We start from the raw sequence: 16,897 nt of genomic DNA, 5'->3' as shown, positions 1-16,897 counted from the left end.
TGCCCGTCATCGTGCTGCCGCCTCCGCGGCGACCGCGGCGGGCGTTCCGCCGGTCAGGACCAGCAGCTCGTCGTAGGTGGTGGGGAACACGGTGTGCGGATGTCCCGCCGCCGCCCACACCTGCTCGTGGCGGGCCAGCTCGATGTCAACGAGGGTGCGGATCGGTTCGGGATGGCCGACGGGGGCCACGCCGCCGATGGGCTGGCCGGTGTGCTGCCGCACGAACTCCGGCGTCGCGCGGCTGATGGCCGGGACGCCGAGCAGCTCCGCCACGCGCGCCTCGTCGACCCGGTGGGCACCGCTGGTGAGGACGAGCAGCGGATCACCGTCGACGTCGAAGACCAGGCTGTTGGCGATGGCGCCGACCGCCACGCCCAGCTGCGCGGCGGCGGCTGCGGCGGTGCGGGCGCTGTCGGGGAGGTGGCGCACCTCGCCGGCGGCGCCCGATGCCCGCAGCAGGCGCATGACCTCGGCGACCCGAGGATGTGCCGACGAGGTCATGCCCCGGATCCTGCCACCGGCGGCTGGGCGGCGCGCCACCACCTGATTGCGCTTGACGCCTCTTCCACGGTCCGGTCTACTGAACATCGTTCGAACAAGCGTTCGAATGATGTCCGGTCCACCACCGCTCCTCGGCCCTTCCCCGCCCGGAGCGGTGGTCCGGCCGGGGTGCGGGACGGGGCGAGAGGTGGGGAGTCTGTCATGAGCCGGGTGCTCGGTGAGGTCGCTGACCAGGTCGGCGAGGAGGTGCAGGTCGAGCGGGGCCCGCTGGGACCGGTCCAGTTCTGGCGCGGACAGTCCCGGTACCTGGTGGGGGAGCTGCTCGACTCCTGGGTCGAGACCGCTCCCTGGTGGCGGTCCTCCCGGAGGGGAGCGTCGGCCTTCGGAGGGACGGATTTCGGGGGAGCGTCGGCCGACCTCGTCGCCACCCAGGAGGTCTGGCGGGTCGAGGCGGTGCGCGCCGGCCGCTCCCGGACCAGCTTCGCCGGGGTCTACGACCTGTCCTGGGACGCCGCTGCCAACCGCTGGTGGCTCGTCCGGGTGCACGACTGATGGGCGCCCTCCGAGCCGTGCAGTTGCCCCTGCCCCCGGCGCTGCCCGCCGCCGCCACCCAGCTGCTCGACCAGGCCCACCGCGCCCTCCGCGAGGCGACCGGGCACACCGATCCACGGCAGCGGTACGCCACCGCACATCTGGGTGCGCTGCGTGCGGCGGCCGGCGTGCTGGCCGCCCGCACCCGGCCCGAACCGGCCCGCCGCCGCCCGCGCAGCGCATGGGTGCTGCTCGGTCAGGTCGCGCCCGAACTGGGGGAGTGGGCCACTTTCTTCGCCGCAGGCGCCGCGAAGCGGGCCGCGGCCGAGGCCGGCCTCTCCCGCGCGGTCACCGAGCGCGAAGCCGACGACCTGGTCCGCGACGTCGGGGCGTTCCTCGTCGTGGTGGAGAACTTCCTCGCCACCGCACCCGCCGTCGAGCCGCCCCGGTCCCCGTTCCGCCGCCCGAAGTCCCAGCAGAGGTGAATGACCCCTTCGTCCACCTGCACGTCGCGTCCGGCTACTCCATGCAGTTCGGGGCCAACCACCCCGCCGACCTCGTGGCGCGGGCGGCCGAGCACGGCATGTCGGCGCTGGCACTGACCGACCGCGACGGGCTGTACGGCACGGTGAAGTTCGCGCTCGCCTGCCGGTCGGCCGGGGTGCGTCCCATCTTCGGGGTCGACCTCGCCGTGGCCCCGGCGGCGGACACCGCGCTGGCCCCGCCACTCGCCCGTCCGGTGGGGGAGGGGTCCGGCCGCCGCGGCTGCAGGCCCCGCCCCGGCGGAGCCCGGCCCGGGGCGGGGCGAGCGTCGATCCGCGCCTGCCGCGGGTCACCTTCCTCGCCCGCGACGGCGCCGGCTGGCGGTCGCTGTGCCGGCTGACCAGCGCCACCCACCTGCGCGGCACCCGTGGCGAACCGGTGAGCTCGGTGGCCATGGCCGCCGAGCACTCCTCCGGGCTCACCGCGCTGCTCGGCCCCGACTCGCCGGTGGGCCGGGCGCTGCTCGCCGGCCGGACCGACCTCGCGGTGGCACACCTGGGCTCCTGGCGCGCGGCGTTCGGGTCCGACCGGCTGGTGCTCGAACTGGTGCACCACCGGGCGCGGGGCGACCGTCAGCGGGCGCAGGCGATGCTGCGGTTCGCGGCCGAGCAGGGGGTGCCGGTCGTGCTCAGCAACGCCGTCCGGTACGTCGACGCCCTGGACGCGCCGACCGCCGACGTCCTGGACGCGTCCCGCCGGCTGGTCGCCCTCGACGCCCGGCACGTCGACCGGCGCACCGCCGAGGGCTATCTGAAGTCGGGCAAGGAGATGGCCGCCGTGGCCGAGGAGCTCGCCGGTCCCGACCGGGACGCTGCCGTGCGGCTGCTCGAGCGCACCGCCCGGCTGGCCGAGCAGTGCGCCGTCGACATCCGGGAGGACCTCGGCATCGGCAGCGTGCGGTATCCCGAGCTGGACGTCGTCACCACGCCGGCCGAGCGGGGGATGAGCCCCTCGCAGGTGCTGCGGGCGCGGTGCGAGGCGGGCATGGGCCGCCGGGGCATGCCGCCGTCCGAGCGGGTGCGGCAGCGGCTCGACGAGGAGCTCGCCGTCATCGACTCCCTCGGCTACCCGTCCTACTTCCTCACCGTCGCCGACGTGGTCGACCTCATCAAGAGCTTGAGGGTCCGGGCGGCCGCGCGGGGGTCCGGTGCCGGCAGCCTGGTCACCTACCTGCTGGGCATCTCCGACGTGGACCCGATCCGCTGCGGGTTGCTGATGGAGCGGTTCCTCTCCCCGCTGCGCCACCAACTGCCCGACATCGACATCGACGTGGAGTCGGCCCGGCGCATGGAGGTCTACGACGCGGTGATCGACCGGTTCGGCGCCGACCGGGTCAGCTGCATCTCGATGATGGACACCTACCGGGTGCGGCACGCCATCCGGGACGTCGGCGCCGCGCTCGGCCTGCCGCCCGCGGAGATCGACGCCGTCGCCAAGGCGTTCCCGCACATCCGGGCCAACCAGGTGCACGCCGCGCTCAAGGACCTGCCGGAGCTGCGGGCCAGCCGGTACGGGTCCAAGCGCGCCGGCGGCACCGGCGACCTCGACCTGCTGTTCGACCTCGTCGCCCGCCTCGACGGGCTGCCCCGGCACATCGCGCTGCATCCGTGCGGGGTGCTGCTCTCCGACGCCACGCTGCTGGACCGCACCCCGGTCGAGAACAGCTACCTCGGTTATCCGATGAGCCAGTTCGACAAGGACGACGTCGAGGAGCTCGGCCTGCTCAAGCTCGACCTGCTGGGCATCCGCATGCAGTCGGCGATCGCGCACGCGCTCGACGAGATCGAGCGGGTCGACGGCGAGACGGTCGACATCGACGCGATCCCGCGCGACGACCCGACGACGTTCGAGCTGATCCGCTCGACCCGCACGCTCGGCATGTTCCAGATCGAGTCACCCGGGCAGCGCGAGCTGGTCGGCAAGTTCGGGCCCCAGACGTTCGAGGACATCGTCATCGACATCTCGCTGTTCCGGCCCGGGCCGGTGAAGAGCGACATGGTCACCCCGTTCCTGATGGCCCGGAACGGCTGGCGGGAGACCGTCTACCCCCACCCGGACCTCGAGTTCGCGCTCGAGGAGACCGCCGGCGTGGTCGTCTTCCACGAGCAGGTGCTGCAGATCGTGGCGCGGATGACCGGCTGCACCCTGGCCGAGGCCGACGAGGTGCGGCGCGCGCTGGGGGAGAAGGACGCCCATCCCGAGGTGCGGGCCTGGTTCGTGCCGCAGGTGCTGGCGGCCGGCTACCCGGTGGAGGTGGCCGAGCAGGTCTGGTCGGTGCTCGCCGCGTTCGGGTCCTTCGGCTTCTGCAAGGCGCACGCGGCGGCGTTCGCGCTGCCCACCTATCAGTCCGCGTGGCTCAAGGCGCACCATCCCGCGGCCTTCCTCGCCGGGGTGCTCACCCACGACCCGGGCATGTACCCCAAGCGGCTGATCCTCGACGACGCCCGCAACTTCGGCGTCCGGGTGCTCGGTCTGGACGTCAACGCCTCCACCGGCACCTACCGGGTCGAGCGGGTGGAGCCGGCCACCGAGGCTGACGCTGAGGTGGAGGTCGAGAGATGGTCGCGGCCGGAGTGGATGCCGGTGACGATGGGCGATCCCTCGCGCTACGGGATCCGGCTGGCGCTGGCCGATGTGAAGGGCATCTCCGAGGACGAGGTCGCCCGCATCGTGACGGGGCAGCCGTATCGGTCACTGACGGATTTCTGGCACCGGGCGTCGGTGTCCCGTCCGGTGGTGGAGCGGCTGGTGCTGGCCGGGGGGTTCGACTCCCTCTACGGCTTCGGGGTGCGTGACCGGGAGTCGCTCCGGCCGACCCATCGCCGCAAACAGGTCACCCGGCGCGATCTGCTGCTGCAGATCAGCGAGCTGGACCGGTGGAGCCGCAGCGGGGCCCGGGCCAGCTCGTCGGGGCAGCTCAGCCTCGACCTGATGGGATTGGAACTCCCCGAGGATTCTCCTGAAGAAACGGGACCCAGCTGGGCGGAAGGCAGCGGGCTGCCCGAGTTCACCGACTCCGAGCTGGTGCGGGCCGAGCTGGAGGTCCTGGGCCTGGACGCCAGCCGGCACGTCGTCGACTTCTACCGGCAGTTCCTCTCCGCGCTCGGCGCCGTCCCGGCCGGGCAGCTGCTCGGCTGCCGCAGCGGAGCCGAGGTGCTGGTCGCCGGGGTCAAGGTGGCGACGCAGACCCCGCCCATCCGGTCGGGCCGGCGGGTGGTGTTCGTGACCCTCGACGACGGCACCGGCTGCACCGACTCGACCTTCTTCGAGGACGCGCAGGGTCCCTACGCGGCGACGGTCTTCCACTCGTGGCTGCTGGTCATCCGGGGGTGCTGCGCCGCACCGGCCCCCGCGGGGTGTCGCTGCGGGCCACCGGTGCCTGGGAGCTGCCGGCGTTGCACGAGGCGTGGGAGGCCGACGGGCTCGACGGCGTCCGGGACCTGATGGCGGCGCCGGGGGAGTACACCGACCAGGCGATCGCGGGCGCCGCGGCGTCGCACGGCTCCCGCCCGGTCGTGGTGCGACCCGTGCTCGTGCACCCCACCGGCTTCCGCATGTCGCCCTACGCCGACATCAAGCCGGCCGGCGAGGACACGATGACGCGCCTGCGCCGGGAGGCCGGCGCTCCGCGCAAGCTCTGGCACTCCAGCCCTGGCAGCTCGGGACATTGAAAAAGGACCCCCTGCCCCCCACCGCTCGCAGGCTCGCAGTGAGACCCTGCAGGGGGCCACAAGGGAGGCGATCGGGATGAACGTCAAGCGATGGACCCTCTGCCTGATGCGCGGGCACCGGTGGGCCCGCACGCCCTATCCGGACAGCGAGGGCACGGGCTACTTCCTGCGCTGTCTGTCCTGCCGGTACGAGAACCACAACACCGGCACCCTGCACGTCTCCCGCGCCGGCCTCTGACCGGGAGCGGCGCGGCACGGCGATGACTTCGGCGCCGGAGCCGGGTCTACCCCTCAGCCGGCAAACGGAGCCGGACGGAGGAGAGGACTCGTCATGCCCAAGCAGATTCCCTGTCTGTGGTTCGACGGCCAGGCCGAGCAGGCCGCGCAGCACTACACGTCGATCTTCCCGAACAGCTCGATCGGCGACGTCACCCGCTACGGGCCGGACATGCCGCCGCCCATGAAGGAGGGCGACGTCCTGACCGTCGACTTCACCCTGGACGGGCAGCCCTACACCGCCCTCAACGGTGGGCCGCAGTTCCAGTTCAACGAGTCGATCAGCTTCCAGATCGTGTGCGCGGACCAGGAGGAGTCCGACCGCTACTACGACCGGCTCCTCGACGGCGGCGAGGAGAGCATGTGCGGCTGGCTCAAGGACCGATTCGGCGTCTCGTGGCAGGTCTACCCGGAGGAACTGATCCGGTTGACCACCGATCCCGATCCCGGCCGGGCCCAGCGCGCCACCCAGGCCATGCTGCAGATGCGCCGCATCGACATCGCCGAGATCCGCCGGGCAGCCGACGGCGTCCCCGTGTAGCCGCCAGTAGGCTCGGCCGGGTGCCGACGCCCCCTGTGACGGAGCAGCTGCCCGCCCGCACCGCCGCCGTGTGGGCCGCGCTCGACCAGGTCGTGGGCAGGGGCTCGTCCCTCCGCGTGCTCGACGTCGGCGGTGGCAGCGGCATGTTCGCCGTCCCGCTCGCGCGGCTGGGCCACGAGGTCACGGTCGTCGATCCGAGCGCCGACGCCCTGGCCACCCTCGGCCGCCGGGCCGACACCGCCGGCGTCGGCGCGCGGGTCCGCGCCCTGCAGGGGGACGGCGACCTCCTCCACGAGGTGCTGCCGAGCGCCGGCGGCAGCGACGTCGCCTTCGACCTGGCGCTCTGCCACTTCGTGCTCGAGGTCGTCGACGATCCGGCCGTGACGCTGCGCGAGATCGCCGGCGCGCTCCGGCCCGGTGGCCAGGTGAGCGTCGCCACGGCGAACCGCGCCGGCGCCGTCCTCGGCCGTGCGGTGGCCGGCCATCCGGTCGAGGCGCTGGCCCTGCTCGAGGACCGCGACCCCGCCCCCGGCCGCGCCCGCCCTGCCCGCCGCCGGTTCACGCCGCACGACATGCTCGCGCTCGTCGAGGGCGCCGGCCTGGAGCCCGGCCCGTGGCGGGGCGTCTCCGTGGTCGCCGACCTGCTCGAGGCGACCTCGGGGGCCGCGCCCGAGGCGGTGCGCTCCCTGGAGCTCGCCCTCGCCGAGACCTCCCCGTACCGCGACGTCGCGACCGGGCTGCACGTCCTCGCCACGCTGCCCCGATGACGCCGGCGCCCGACCTGGCCGTGCCCCCGTACGGCGTGGCCACCCTCGCCGACGTCCTGCCGGGTGCCGCGGCGGCCCTGGGAGTCGCGGTCGACCGAGGCGACCTGGCCGCGGACCCGCTCGGTCTCGCGGCTGTCCTCGGCGGGGCCCGCCGGGTCGCCGTCCTCCTGGTCGACGGGCTCGGCGCCGATCTGCTCCGCGACCACGCGGCCCTCGCGCCGGCGTTGTCCGGGATGGCCCGGCCGGTGGGGGACATCTCCGCTCCGTGCCCGAGCACCACCCCGGTCAGCCTGGCCACCCTCGGCACGGGCCTGCCCCCTGGCAGCCACGGCATCCTCGGGTTCGTCACTGCCGTTCCGGGGAGCGACTCCCGGCCCCCGGAACGCACCCTCAACCACGTCCAGTGGCGCGACGACCCCGACCCGGACGTCTGGCAGGCCCGGCCCACGGTCTTCCAGCAGGCCGAGGCGGCCGGCGTGCCCACGACCGCCGTCGGGCCGTTCGCCTACGCCGGCTCGGGACTGACCCGCGCGGTGTACCGGGGCGCCGGATATCCGGGCGCGGTCAGCCACGGCGACCTCGTGGCGCAGGTGCACGCGGCCCTGGCCGCCGGCCCGAGGTCCCTCGTCTACGCCTACGTCCCCGAGCTCGACCTGACCGGCCACGTGCGCGGCGTCGACTCGCCGGCCTGGCGGGCGCAGCTGGCCTTCGTCGACGCCGTCGTGGAACGCCTCGTCGACGGCCTGCCCGACGACGCCGCGCTGCTGGTCACCGCCGACCACGGCATGCTCGACGTCCCCGCGTCGACCCGGTTCGACGTCGAGGCCGCACCCGACCTGGCCGACGGCGTCCGGCTCGTCGCCGGCGAGCCGCGCGCCCGTTACCTGCACGTCGAGCCGGGCGCGGGCCGTGACGTCCTGGCGCGGTGGCGGGAGGTCCTCGGCGACCGCGCCTGGGTCGCCGGACGGGACGAGGCCGTCGCCAGCGGCATCTTCGGCCCGGTCGACGACGCTGTGGCCGCCCGCATCGGCGACGTCGTCGCGCTGGCGCGCGGCACCTGGGCACTGACCATGCCGCAGCTCGAGCCCGGCCCCAGCCGGCTGGCCGCCTTCCACGGATCGCTCACGGCGACCGAGCTGGCGATCCCGCTGCTGGCCGCGCGGGGCCGCGCACTCCGCTAGTTGCTAGTCCAGGGAGACCCGCCACGTCCGCGAGTGCGCCGGGTGGGTGGCCCGGCAGGTGAGCGCCGCGGCCTCCTCGGAGGGCCGGCTCTCGACCCAGGCCACCACGTCGCCGTCCGGGCCCGCCATGGTGACCACCCAGCGTTCCACCTCGGCGCCCGGTGAGGTCAGCTGGCGGACACCCGTGACCGGCAGCGCGTCGAGGGCCAGCAGGCCCAGCTCGGCCCGCGCCGTGTGCTGCGCCGCCTGGCCGGGGGCGGGGACGCCCGCCCGCCCGCGCAGCCACGGGAGCGCCACCTCTCCGCGCTGGTGAGCGGCCACCAGCGCGGCGCCGTCGCCGGGCACCTGGCCGTAGTAGAAGCCGTGCGGCAGCACCACGACGTTGGCCGCGAACCGGTCGCCGCCCAGATGGCTGCACTCCCAGACGTCGGCCGGCCCCGGCGCCGGCAGCGCGCGGGCCAGGGGGCGGCCGCGCAGCGCGCAGCAGGCGTCGTGGCCGCCGTGCGTGCACACGAGGTACGTCGGCGCGGTCGACGGCTCGCCGACCGACCCGTCCCACGGGGCGGTCAGCAGGTCGGCGTCGGACGAGCGCACCGACCACCACAAGCCCTCCCGGCCAGGCCGGCTGTCGCCGTAGGCCCACCGGCGGCCGGAGTCGGCCAGCCGGTCGCCCGGACGGCGCACCAGCAGCAGGCGCACGTTCTCGGCGCGGGCCCGGGCGGCCAGTCGCGGCGCCACCTCGGGGTCGAACCGCGACTCGCCGAGCGCCTCCCGCCCCCACGGTCCGGGCTGCTCGATGAGCACCCAGCGCTGCACGGGCGAGGCCGTGGCCACGGGGGAGTCGCCGCGCGCCAGCGCCCGCACCGAGCAGCGGCTCTCGTCGAGGCGCCCCAGCGGCCGCGCCGGGACCTCGGTGCGGCAGAAGTCGTCCGTCGCCGAGGTGGCGGTCATGCCCCCCACCGGGTCCGCCGCCGGCTCATCGGCCGGTGCCGGATGTCTCGCCATGCCGCCCATCGTGCCCGTCGGGCACGACGGCGATCGACTCGGTCACCAGTCGCCGGGCGAGGGCCAGCCGGTCGTCGGGGCCCAGCCCCGGCAGATCGGCGACCTTGAGCTCGCCGGTGGTGAGCAGTGCGGCCAGCGCCTCGCGCACCTCGGGTGGGAAGGAGTGCGTGCAGCGCCCGGCCAGCAGGGTGACGCGGCCGTCGTCGGCGCTCCGCAAGGAGCAGCGCAGCCGGCGCCGCAGGCGCAGCACCGACTCGGGGACCAGTGCCGCGGCGGCCACCGACTGGGCCAGCGGCGCGACGGGCTCGGGACGCACCTGCGCCCAGGTGCGGGCACGCAGGCGCTCGGCAACCTCCGCGGGGTCGACCCTGCCCAGCCAGTCCCGGAGCGCGGCGATCACGGCCACGGCGTCGTCCTCGACGGACGCGGGGTCGGCGAGGTCGAGGCCGAGGGGCAGCGAGCGGCGCAGCGAGGGGTCGTCGGCGGCCAGCGTCTTCACCAGCTCCAGCGCCGTCTCGGCCGCCGCCCAGCGGGTCACCGAGTGGACGCCGATGGTCAGGTGTGCGCTGATCTCGCCGAGCGCGGTGGCCGAGTGCAGGAACCCGCGGGGCAGGTAGAGGACGTCGCCGGGCCGGAGCACCTCGTCGACGACCGGTTCCCCCTCGGCGGCGGCGGCCACCTCGGCGGCGCGGTCGTTCCACGGCTGGGTGCGCAGCGGGTCGTGCAGGACCGGCTCGTGGATGGTCCAGTGCTTCTCCCCGGCCACCTGCAGAACGAAGACGTCGTGCACGTCGTAGTGCGGGCTGAAGCCCCGCGATGACGGCGGGGTGATGTACGCGTTGACCTGGGTCGGATGCCCCAGGTCGGCGGCGAGCTGGTCGGCGAACTCGATCAGCGGCGGCCACAGGCGGTGCAGCCCCTGCAGGACGACGGTGCTCCCGTCGGCGAACAGCCGGAGGACGGCGTCGGAGGAGACCTGGTCGGCGACCTCCGCCCCGGCACCGCCCGAGCCGGTGAATCGCTTGGGGTCGACGACCGCGCCGTCCTTCGCGATACGGAGGAACGGCGTGCGCAGGCCGCGCCGCGACAGGAGTTCGTCGACGGCGGCCAGGTCGAGCAGGTCGGTGAAGGAGTTCCCGGTCTGCGCGGCGCGGGTGAGCAGCGGTCGCCGTGCCCAGTACTCCTGGGCGAAGACGTCCGGGTCGAGGTCGGTGCACCGCCGCAGGGCCGGGCGGAGTGCGAACCCCGCCCGGCCCTGGGTGGTCGGGTTCTCGGTCAGGCCGAACCGTCCGCCCCGCCGTCGGCACCACCGTCCGCGCCGCCGTCGGCACCGCCGTCCGCGCCGCCGTCCGCGCCGCCGTCCGCGCCGCCGTCGGCACCGCCGTCCGCGGGGCCGTGAGCACCGCCGTCCGCGCCGCCGTCGGCGCCGCCGTCGGCCGGTCCCTCCGTGCTGGTCATGTCGTCGTCGAGCGCCATGTCATCTCCGTTCCCGGTCGTCTCGGCGGCCGCCCTGGGCGGCTCCGTGCGGGCACAGTCCCGCCGGTGACGATCATGCCGATCACCGGCGGGCTCCGCTCGACGGATGGGCGCGGGGCTCAGGCGAAGCGGGGATCCTCTTCGGCCTCGGTGGTGGGGTCGTCGCCTCCGGCCCCGGAGCCCGCGCCACCGTCCGCGCCGCCGTCCGCGCCGCCGTCCGCGCCGCCGTCCGCGCCGCCGTCCGCGCCGCCGTCCGCGCCGCCGTCCGCGCCGCCGTCCGCGCCGCCGTCCGCGCCGCCGTCGGCACCCCCGACGAGCGGCTCGTCAGCAGCGTCCCGTCCGGCCATGGCGTCGTCGAGCGGTGTGCCGCCGCGCGGCGGGTCGTTCTCGGGAATGGTGGTCATGGCTGTCCTCCGTGTCGCTCCCTGGCAGCCGGGAGGTGCCCCGGTGCCCCGGTCAACGCGGGACGGCGACCGGTGTTCGGCGAAGTCCGCGCGGTGCCGGGACAAGGAGCATGGCGCAGCAGCGAGCCGGCTGACCACCCGAGCCGCCGGGTGGCGGCACACGGCGTGCCCCTGGCGACTGGGGCGTCGCCCTCGGGTCGCATGATCGGCCCCGGGACGTGGCCGGCTCCCGACGCGCCCTGCCCGGGCGCGGAGCGGCGGACCCGCTATCGTCGACATCGAACATCCGTTCGATGCATGCAGGAGGGGTCGTGGGACAGGCGCGGGCGGCGGGGTGCACCGTCCTGCACGTCGACATGGACGCCTTCTTCGCCAGCGTCGAGGTACGGCGGCGCCCCGAGCTGGCCGGCACGCCGGTGATCGTGGGCGGTGCGGGCAACCGTGGGGTGGTCACGTCCGCCACCTACGAGGCGCGTCGTTACGGCGTGCACGCGGCCATGCCCACCGCCCGGGCGCTGCGGCTCTGCCCGACGGCGACGGTGCTGCCGGGGGATCTCGCGCTGTACGCCGAGGTCTCCCGCGCGGTCATGGCGCTGTTCCGCTCGATCACCCCGCTGGTCGAGCCGTTGAGTATGGACGAGGCCTTCCTCGACGTGGCCGGTGCCGGCCGGCGGCTGGGCGACGCGGCCGAGATCGGCGAGTACCTCCGCGCCCGCGTCTTCGACGAGCAGGGCATCACGTGCTCGGTCGGCGCGGCACCCACCAAGTTCGTCGCCAAGCTCGCCTCGACCTCGGCCAAGCCCGACGGGATGCGGGTGGTCCGCCCGCACGAGGTCATGGACTTCCTGCACCCGCTGCCGGTCGGGGCGCTGTGGGGTGTGGGCCCCAAGACCGAGGAGGTCCTGCTGCGGCTCGGCCTGCGCACCGTCGGCGACCTGGCACACGTGCCGGCGAAGACCCTGCAGCGGGCGGTGGGCGCCGCCGCCGGTTCGCACCTGCACGAGCTGGCCTGGGGGCGCGACCCGCGTCGGGTGGTGCCGGACGAGCCGGAGAAGTCCACCGGGCACGAGGAGACCTTCGGCACGGACGTCGACGACCCGGCGGTGATCCACCGCGAACTGCTGCTGCTGTCGGAGCGCACGGCGGCCCGGCTGCGCTCGGGCGGCTGGCTGGCGCGCACGGTGAGCATCAAGGTGCGGTTCGCCGACTTCGCCACGATCACCCGCAGCCGCACCCTCGACGTCCCGACCGACGTGGGGCAGGAGCTCTACGACACCGCCCGTGGCCTGTTCGACGCCCTCGGGCTGGACCGCGCCCGCATCCGGCTGGTCGGCGTCCGTGCCGAGCGCCTCGTCCGTGCCGATGCGGCGCCGCAGCAGCTCGAACTCGGCGCCCGGGAGCACGGCCGGCGCGAGGCCGAGCTGGCCGTCGACCGGGCCGCCCGCCGGTTCGGCGCCGGCACCGTGCGGCCGGCGACCCTGCTGCACCGCACCGGCCGGCCCGGCGGAGCCGTCACCGGTGGGCTGGCCGCCGAGCACCTCCCGGCCGGAGACCCGGGCTGACCAGCGCGGACGGGTGCCGTGCGCCCCGTCCGCGGGCCACCCGGAGGGGTGATCGGTGCAGCTTCCCGGCGGGTCGCCGCACCGTCGCCTTTCGCGCCGTGCAAAGGGCTCGTATCCTCGATGTCACCGTCGGCGGGAGCCTCCGACGGCCTTGGCATATGGAGGTCGACGTGCCGCTCTCCGAGCACGAGCAGCGTCTGCTGGAGCAGATCGAGCGCGCCCTCGTCGATGACGATCCGAAGTTCGCTTCGTCGGTTCGTACCGGCGACCGCCGACTCAAGGCGCGTCGCATGCTGCAACTCGGCGCCGTCCTCGTCGTGGTCGGACTCGCGATCCTCGTGGGCGGCGCGGTGGCGCGATCCGTGCCACTGGGCGTCTTCGGCTTCCTCGTCGCCTTCGGCGGCGTGACGCTCGGCGTCCTCAACTACAAGTCGGCCACCGGCGTGGTCGAAGCCGGCAGCAGCCCGGCCGGCGGCCGCGGCCCGTCCGCTCCGGGTCGTGGCGGGCGCGGTGGCCGGGTCGGCCGGCAGCCGCTGAAGAGCCGCCTCGAGGAGCGCTTCCGCCGCCGCTACGACCAGTAGCTCCACGGTTGCCCGCCAGCCGCCGTCCGACCGGACGGCGGCTGTCGCGTCTCCGGCCCTGCCCCGGGGGTCGCCCTCAGGCCGGCCGGTGGCTGCGGCGCAGCCGTGGGAGTGCGGCGGTCCGCCGGTGGACGAGGTCGGCCACCGCGGCTCGCACCCCGGTCACCAGGGACGCCGGCCACAGCACCGCCCGAAGCCGTGCTCGCCGCGGCACGGCGGCCAGCAGCGCCCGGCGCGTCGTCCGGACGTCGCCTGCCAGGCCGGGATGCGCCTGCCGCTGCCCAGCCCGGCCGTAGCTCGCCCTCTCCTCGGCGTGCGCCAGCCGGACGACGGCCTCGCTCGCCGGCTCGCCGACCACCCCGCCCCGCCGCAGGACGGTGGACAGCTCGCGGGCGGCCTGGCGCGGGGTCCACGCGGGATCCAGCCGCAGGCCGATGTCCAGCGCGGTCGCGGCCAGCTCGTCCCACAGCGCGCCCGCGGTCCCCGCCGCCAGTCGGCGCCGGCGCTGCAGGGTCCGGGCGCCGGCCGGTGCCCCCAGGACGGCGGCGGCGAGCAGTGCGATGCCGGCGCCCATCAGCAGCTGCGGGAGCACGTCGCCGCCCCCTCCGCCGGTCTGCTCGGTCGGCACGCCCCCGCCGGCCCGGTCCTCCGCGCGTCTCGGGTCCACCGGCGCGGGCGCCGAGGGCACCGGCACGTCGGCGTCGACGTCGGTGGCGGTCTCGGCGTCCGCCCGGGGCGCCCAGGCCATGTCGGCGCGTCGGTCGACGGCGATGGGCGTGGGGTCGAAGGGGACCCACCCCAGGTCCGCGAAGTACACCTCCACCCACATGTGGGCGTCGTCGCTGGTGATCAGCCGGCTGCCGTCGTCCTGCACCCGGCCGGGGGTGTAGCCCACGGCCAGCCGGGAAGGCACCCCCGCGACCCGGACGAGGATCCCCATGGCCGCCGCGTACTGCTCGCAGTAGCCACGGCGCAGGGTCAGGAAGTCGACCAGGTCGTCGCCGGACGTGCCCGGTTCGGTCGACAGGCTGTACCGGAAGCCCTTCGTGCGGTCGGTGAGGTAGGCGTGGATGCGCCGCACCCGGTCGTAGGGGCCGGTGGCGCCGGCCGTCAGCTCCGCCACCAGGTCGGTCACCCTCGGGTCCAGCGGCGGGAACGCGCCGAACCGCTGTTGCACCTCGTCGCCGGGCGGCAGCTGCCCGGCGCGCGCCAGCAGCTGCGGTGAGGGGCGGGGCTCCTGCGCGGTGACCGTGTAGGCGATGCCCTGGCTGCGCACGTCGCGGCCGAAGACGGTGCCCGCAACCGGGTCGAAGCGCCAGTCGTCACTGTCGTCGTCGAGCATGCGCACGGTCAGCGGCGAGAAGGGCACCGGCAGGAACCGGTCGTCGTGGCGGATGGTCCGCACGGTGGCCGTGACCGGCCGGTCCTCCTGATCGGTCGGCAGCGGCGCCAGCCGGTCGTCGTCGGTGATCGCGCGGCTGCCGTCGAGGTTGCTCATCGACCAGCCGTTCTCGGGGTCGTACTCGTCGATGGTCACCGCGCGCAGGTAGCCCAGGTCCTCCACCGACGCCTCGACCCGCAGCAGTTCGATGGGGTCGGGCAGCGTCAGCTGACCCTGCAGCTGGGCGACCGGGTCGAGGGCGGTGCCGGTCGAGCCGCCCGAGCCGCCGCCGAGACCCGTGGCGAATGACCCCTCCGACAGCGTCGGCACGAGCGAGCCGACCACCAGACCGCTGAACAGCGCGGCCACCCCGACCTTCACCGCGCCCAGCGTGCCCGCGGCTGGGCGGCCCTGCGCGTTCCGGCCGGACGCGGCGAGCCTGCGCTGCTGATCGGCCCACAGCAGGACGGCGAGACCGGCGGCGGGCGCCGCCACGGCGACCAGCCCGATGCCGCCGGTGACCGTGGCGACCGGCACGCAGTACAGGGCCAGCAGGCAGAGCCCCGCCGCGGCCGCCTGCCGCCCGGCGACGGCCACGAGGTCGACGACGACCGCGATCAGGCCGACGAACAGCGCGGTGAGCGCGAGCAGCCCGGTGAGCGGCAGCGCGGGCGTGGCCTGCTCACGGAGCTCGGCGGAGCCGTCCGCGAGGACCGCGCCCAGCCGGGAGATGCTGGCCGGCGTCGGCAGCAGGCCCAGGATCGCCTCGCCGGGAGCGAAGCGCGCGGTGAGCAGGCACAGCAGCAGGAGGAGCTGCCCGACCGGGACGAGCACGACCCCGAGCGCCGCCAGGCGGCCCGGCACCGGGCGACCATCGGCCATCCGGCTCCACAGTGCCGGCCCGCCCACCCGCAGCAGCAGGCCACCGGCCAGCACCACGAGCACGGCGGCGAGCACGGGCGGCACCCAGGCCCCGGACGCGTAGACGGGGGTCAGCGCACAGGCGCCCAGCACGGTGGCGAGACCCGCCGCCACGGCCGTGCGCAGATCGGCGCCGTTCACGTGAGCCCTCCGGTGGTTCCGGCCGCCGACGAGGACAGCACCGCGGCGGAAGCCGGTGACGGCACGTGCGCGGCGCCGGGCGAGCCCGGCCCGCCCAGCTCCGCCCAGACGTCGCCGACGGAGCGGTCGGCGCCGGCGATCGCCACCCGCCAGCCGGCCTGGCGCAGCAGGGCGGCGGCGTCCTCCCGCTGCCGGGCCAGCACACCGCGGGAGGCGGCCGAGAGCTCCCGCCGCCCCCGGGCCACCCCGTGCCCGGCCCAGCTCTCGATGTCGGCGAGCACGGCGGCGTCCACGGTGGGACCCGACCGGCCCCGGATGAGCGCCTCGACGTCATCGGGTCCGACGGCACCCAGGAGGCAGATCACCGGGCCGTCACCGGCCGCCCGGCACAGCTGCTCGAAGCCGGGCGCCAGGCTGGCGACGCGGGACGGCCCGACGGCGGCGAGTCGGTCGAGCAGGTCCTCGGTGCTCAGCCGACCCCGGCCGGACGGCGGTACCAGCTCGCCGGCGTCGGTGACGGCGCGCAGGACCGCACCGCGGGAGGCCAGGGCGGTGCCGATGCTGGCCGTGGCCTCCACCACCCACTCGAGGCTGTCGGGCGGCGGGCAGTCGTCCCCGCCGGGCCCGGTCCAGGCGCCGGTCGGCGCGCCGGCGCGGTGGGCCGCCACCAGGTGGGCGCGGGAGCGGGTGTCGAGGAAGAGCGTCGCCTGGGCCCGCCAGGGCCGCTCCTCGAGGCGGACCATGAGCTCGCCGGTGCGGGCAGTGGCCTTCCAGTGCACCTTGCGGAGGTCGTCGCCGTGGCGGTACTCCCGCGTGCTGACGTCGTCCTCCCCGTGGACGGCGATGGTGCGGCGCGATCCCTCGCCGCCACCGCCCTGCCCGCCCGCGGGGCCCTCGGGCCCGAGGCCACGCACGCGGGGGACGACGAGCAGCGGCGCGGTGTCGGCGCCGACGGCGCTGCGCTCGACCAGACCGAAGGGGTCGACCAGCTTCAGCCGCAGCGGCCCGAGCACGTGGCGGCCGCGCCGGTGGCCGTGCACCCGGTAGTGCAGGGACGCCGTCGCGCCCTCGGGCAGCCGTTCCACCAGGAACTGCGGCGCCCGGCCCAGGTCGCCGGGCAGCCCCTCGGTGAGCACCCACAGCCCGCCCGGACGGGTGTCGGCGTTGGTGATCTCCAGCAGGACGTCGGCGGACTCGCCGCGGGGCACGCGGGCGGGCGTCACGGTGCGCCGGGCGCCCAGCCGGAAGCGCTCCCGAGCGACCATCGCGGCCGACAGCACCGGGAGCGCGAGCAGGAAGACGGCGAGCTGGACCAGCGGCCGCTCACCGAGCAGCGCCCCGACGACCAGCAGCAGGCCGCCGCCGGCGACGAGGAACCGGCCACGCGGCGTCAGCGTCGACAGCACGCGTCGCGC

The 16,897-nt window shown here is 75.6% G+C and carries 18 protein-coding genes; 11 read left to right on the top strand and 7 right to left on the bottom strand.

The annotated features are described in order from the left end of the window. Positions 1-6: 6 nt before the first annotated feature. Positions 7-501: a YbaK/EbsC family protein gene (locus MVA48_RS06155; RefSeq protein WP_246986887.1), complete on the bottom strand. Its 495-nt coding sequence runs from the start codon at positions 499-501 to the stop codon at positions 7-9. A gap of 201 nt (positions 502-702) precedes the next feature. Between MVA48_RS06155 and MVA48_RS06150 the strand changes: the two genes are divergently transcribed. The 9 genes from MVA48_RS06150 to MVA48_RS06110 all read left to right on the top strand — a co-directional run bounded on the left by MVA48_RS06150 (position 703) and on the right by MVA48_RS06110 (position 8,011). Then, a complete protein-coding gene (locus MVA48_RS06150) occupies positions 703-1,053 on the top strand; it encodes a DUF6504 family protein (RefSeq protein ID WP_246986885.1) in 351 nt (116 codons plus the stop codon). Continuing rightward, on the top strand, positions 1,053-1,517 hold the full coding sequence (locus MVA48_RS06145; RefSeq protein ID WP_246986883.1) for an SAV_6107 family HEPN domain-containing protein: 465 nt from the start codon (positions 1,053-1,055) through the stop codon (positions 1,515-1,517). Before MVA48_RS06150 ends, MVA48_RS06145 begins: the two co-directional genes overlap by 1 nt. Further along, positions 1,514-1,915 (top strand): PHP domain-containing protein, encoded by a 402-nt coding sequence (locus tag MVA48_RS06140; RefSeq protein ID WP_246986881.1) that lies wholly within the window; start codon positions 1,514-1,516, stop codon positions 1,913-1,915. Before MVA48_RS06145 ends, MVA48_RS06140 begins: the two co-directional genes overlap by 4 nt. After that, a complete protein-coding gene (locus MVA48_RS06135) occupies positions 1,798-5,019 on the top strand; it encodes a DNA polymerase III subunit alpha (RefSeq protein WP_371821222.1) in 3,222 nt (1,073 codons plus the stop codon). The genes MVA48_RS06140 and MVA48_RS06135 overlap by 118 nt, the downstream gene beginning before the upstream one ends. Continuing rightward, positions 4,971-5,246, top strand: a complete 276-nt coding sequence (locus MVA48_RS06130) for a hypothetical protein (protein ID WP_246986879.1) — start codon at positions 4,971-4,973, stop codon at positions 5,244-5,246. The genes MVA48_RS06135 and MVA48_RS06130 overlap by 49 nt, the downstream gene beginning before the upstream one ends. A gap of 76 nt (positions 5,247-5,322) precedes the next feature. Then, positions 5,323-5,484, top strand: coding sequence for a hypothetical protein (locus MVA48_RS06125; RefSeq protein ID WP_246986877.1), 162 nt, complete (start codon positions 5,323-5,325; stop codon positions 5,482-5,484). 93 nt (positions 5,485-5,577) lie between these two features. After that, complete coding sequence (locus MVA48_RS06120; protein ID WP_246986875.1) at positions 5,578-6,063, top strand: VOC family protein; 486 nt, start codon at positions 5,578-5,580, stop codon at positions 6,061-6,063. Between the two features lie 20 nt (positions 6,064-6,083). Further along, on the top strand, positions 6,084-6,830 hold the full coding sequence (locus MVA48_RS06115) for a class I SAM-dependent methyltransferase (RefSeq protein ID WP_246986873.1): 747 nt from the start codon (positions 6,084-6,086) through the stop codon (positions 6,828-6,830). Then, a complete protein-coding gene (locus MVA48_RS06110) occupies positions 6,827-8,011 on the top strand; it encodes an alkaline phosphatase family protein (RefSeq protein WP_246986871.1) in 1,185 nt (394 codons plus the stop codon). The genes MVA48_RS06115 and MVA48_RS06110 overlap by 4 nt, the downstream gene beginning before the upstream one ends. Before the next feature lie 3 nt (positions 8,012-8,014). On the opposite strand, the gene MVA48_RS06105 is transcribed toward MVA48_RS06110, so the two are convergent. The 4 genes from MVA48_RS06105 to MVA48_RS06090 form a co-directional block, all read right to left on the bottom strand. Then, positions 8,015-8,962, bottom strand: coding sequence for a sucrase ferredoxin (locus tag MVA48_RS06105; protein ID WP_246986869.1), 948 nt, complete (start codon positions 8,960-8,962; stop codon positions 8,015-8,017). Between the two features lie 25 nt (positions 8,963-8,987). Further along, positions 8,988-9,908 (bottom strand): cupin domain-containing protein, encoded by a 921-nt coding sequence (locus tag MVA48_RS06100; RefSeq protein WP_371821221.1) that lies wholly within the window; start codon positions 9,906-9,908, stop codon positions 8,988-8,990. Between the two features lie 383 nt (positions 9,909-10,291). After that, positions 10,292-10,492 carry a hypothetical protein gene (locus tag MVA48_RS06095; protein ID WP_246986867.1) on the bottom strand — a complete coding sequence of 67 codons (201 nt, stop codon included), beginning with the start codon at positions 10,490-10,492 and terminating at the stop codon, positions 10,292-10,294. A 119-nt stretch (positions 10,493-10,611) separates the two neighbouring features. Beyond that, positions 10,612-10,896 (bottom strand): hypothetical protein, encoded by a 285-nt coding sequence (locus MVA48_RS06090; protein WP_246986865.1) that lies wholly within the window; start codon positions 10,894-10,896, stop codon positions 10,612-10,614. 311 nt (positions 10,897-11,207) lie between these two features. On the opposite strand from MVA48_RS06090, the gene dinB reads away from it, so the two are divergent. Next, the gene (gene dinB / locus MVA48_RS06085; protein ID WP_246986863.1) at positions 11,208-12,458 is read left to right on the top strand and encodes a DNA polymerase IV; all 1,251 of its coding nucleotides are present in this window, start codon (positions 11,208-11,210) and stop codon (positions 12,456-12,458) included. A 170-nt stretch (positions 12,459-12,628) separates the two neighbouring features. Continuing rightward, positions 12,629-13,039: a DUF3040 domain-containing protein gene (locus MVA48_RS06080; protein ID WP_246986854.1), complete on the top strand. Its 411-nt coding sequence runs from the start codon at positions 12,629-12,631 to the stop codon at positions 13,037-13,039. Positions 13,040-13,115: 76 nt separating this feature from the next. Here the strand turns inward: MVA48_RS06080 and MVA48_RS06075 are convergent, their stop codons facing one another. Together MVA48_RS06075 and MVA48_RS06070 are read right to left on the bottom strand one after the other, a co-directional pair. Then, the gene (locus MVA48_RS06075; protein ID WP_246986847.1) at positions 13,116-15,482 is read right to left on the bottom strand and encodes a transglutaminase family protein; all 2,367 of its coding nucleotides are present in this window, start codon (positions 15,480-15,482) and stop codon (positions 13,116-13,118) included. Further along, positions 15,479-16,888, bottom strand: coding sequence for a DUF58 domain-containing protein (locus tag MVA48_RS06070; protein WP_246986846.1), 1,410 nt, complete (start codon positions 16,886-16,888; stop codon positions 15,479-15,481). The genes MVA48_RS06075 and MVA48_RS06070 overlap by 4 nt, the downstream gene beginning before the upstream one ends. Positions 16,889-16,897: the final 9 nt, after the last annotated feature.

Source organism: Blastococcus sp. PRF04-17, from assembly GCF_023016265.1.
Classification (GTDB): domain Bacteria; phylum Actinomycetota; class Actinomycetes; order Mycobacteriales; family Geodermatophilaceae; genus Blastococcus_B.
Note: the sequence above shows the minus strand (reverse complement) of the source record. Positions and strands in the feature narration are given on the sequence as shown.

Coding starts and splice junctions, on each gene's coding strand:
- MVA48_RS06105 (WP_246986869.1), bottom strand. CDS start 8,962: ATGACCGCCACCTCGGCGACGGACGACTTCTGCCGCACCGAGGTCCCG.
- MVA48_RS06120 (WP_246986875.1), top strand. CDS start 5,578: ATGCCCAAGCAGATTCCCTGTCTGTGGTTCGACGGCCAGGCCGAGCAG.
- MVA48_RS06110 (WP_246986871.1), top strand. CDS start 6,827: ATGACGCCGGCGCCCGACCTGGCCGTGCCCCCGTACGGCGTGGCCACC.
- MVA48_RS06125 (WP_246986877.1), top strand. CDS start 5,323: ATGAACGTCAAGCGATGGACCCTCTGCCTGATGCGCGGGCACCGGTGG.
- MVA48_RS06095 (WP_246986867.1), bottom strand. CDS start 10,492: ATGGCGCTCGACGACGACATGACCAGCACGGAGGGACCGGCCGACGGC.
- MVA48_RS06090 (WP_246986865.1), bottom strand. CDS start 10,896: ATGACCACCATTCCCGAGAACGACCCGCCGCGCGGCGGCACACCGCTC.
- MVA48_RS06155 (WP_246986887.1), bottom strand. CDS start 501: ATGACCTCGTCGGCACATCCTCGGGTCGCCGAGGTCATGCGCCTGCTG.
- MVA48_RS06145 (WP_246986883.1), top strand. CDS start 1,053: ATGGGCGCCCTCCGAGCCGTGCAGTTGCCCCTGCCCCCGGCGCTGCCC.
- MVA48_RS06150 (WP_246986885.1), top strand. CDS start 703: ATGAGCCGGGTGCTCGGTGAGGTCGCTGACCAGGTCGGCGAGGAGGTG.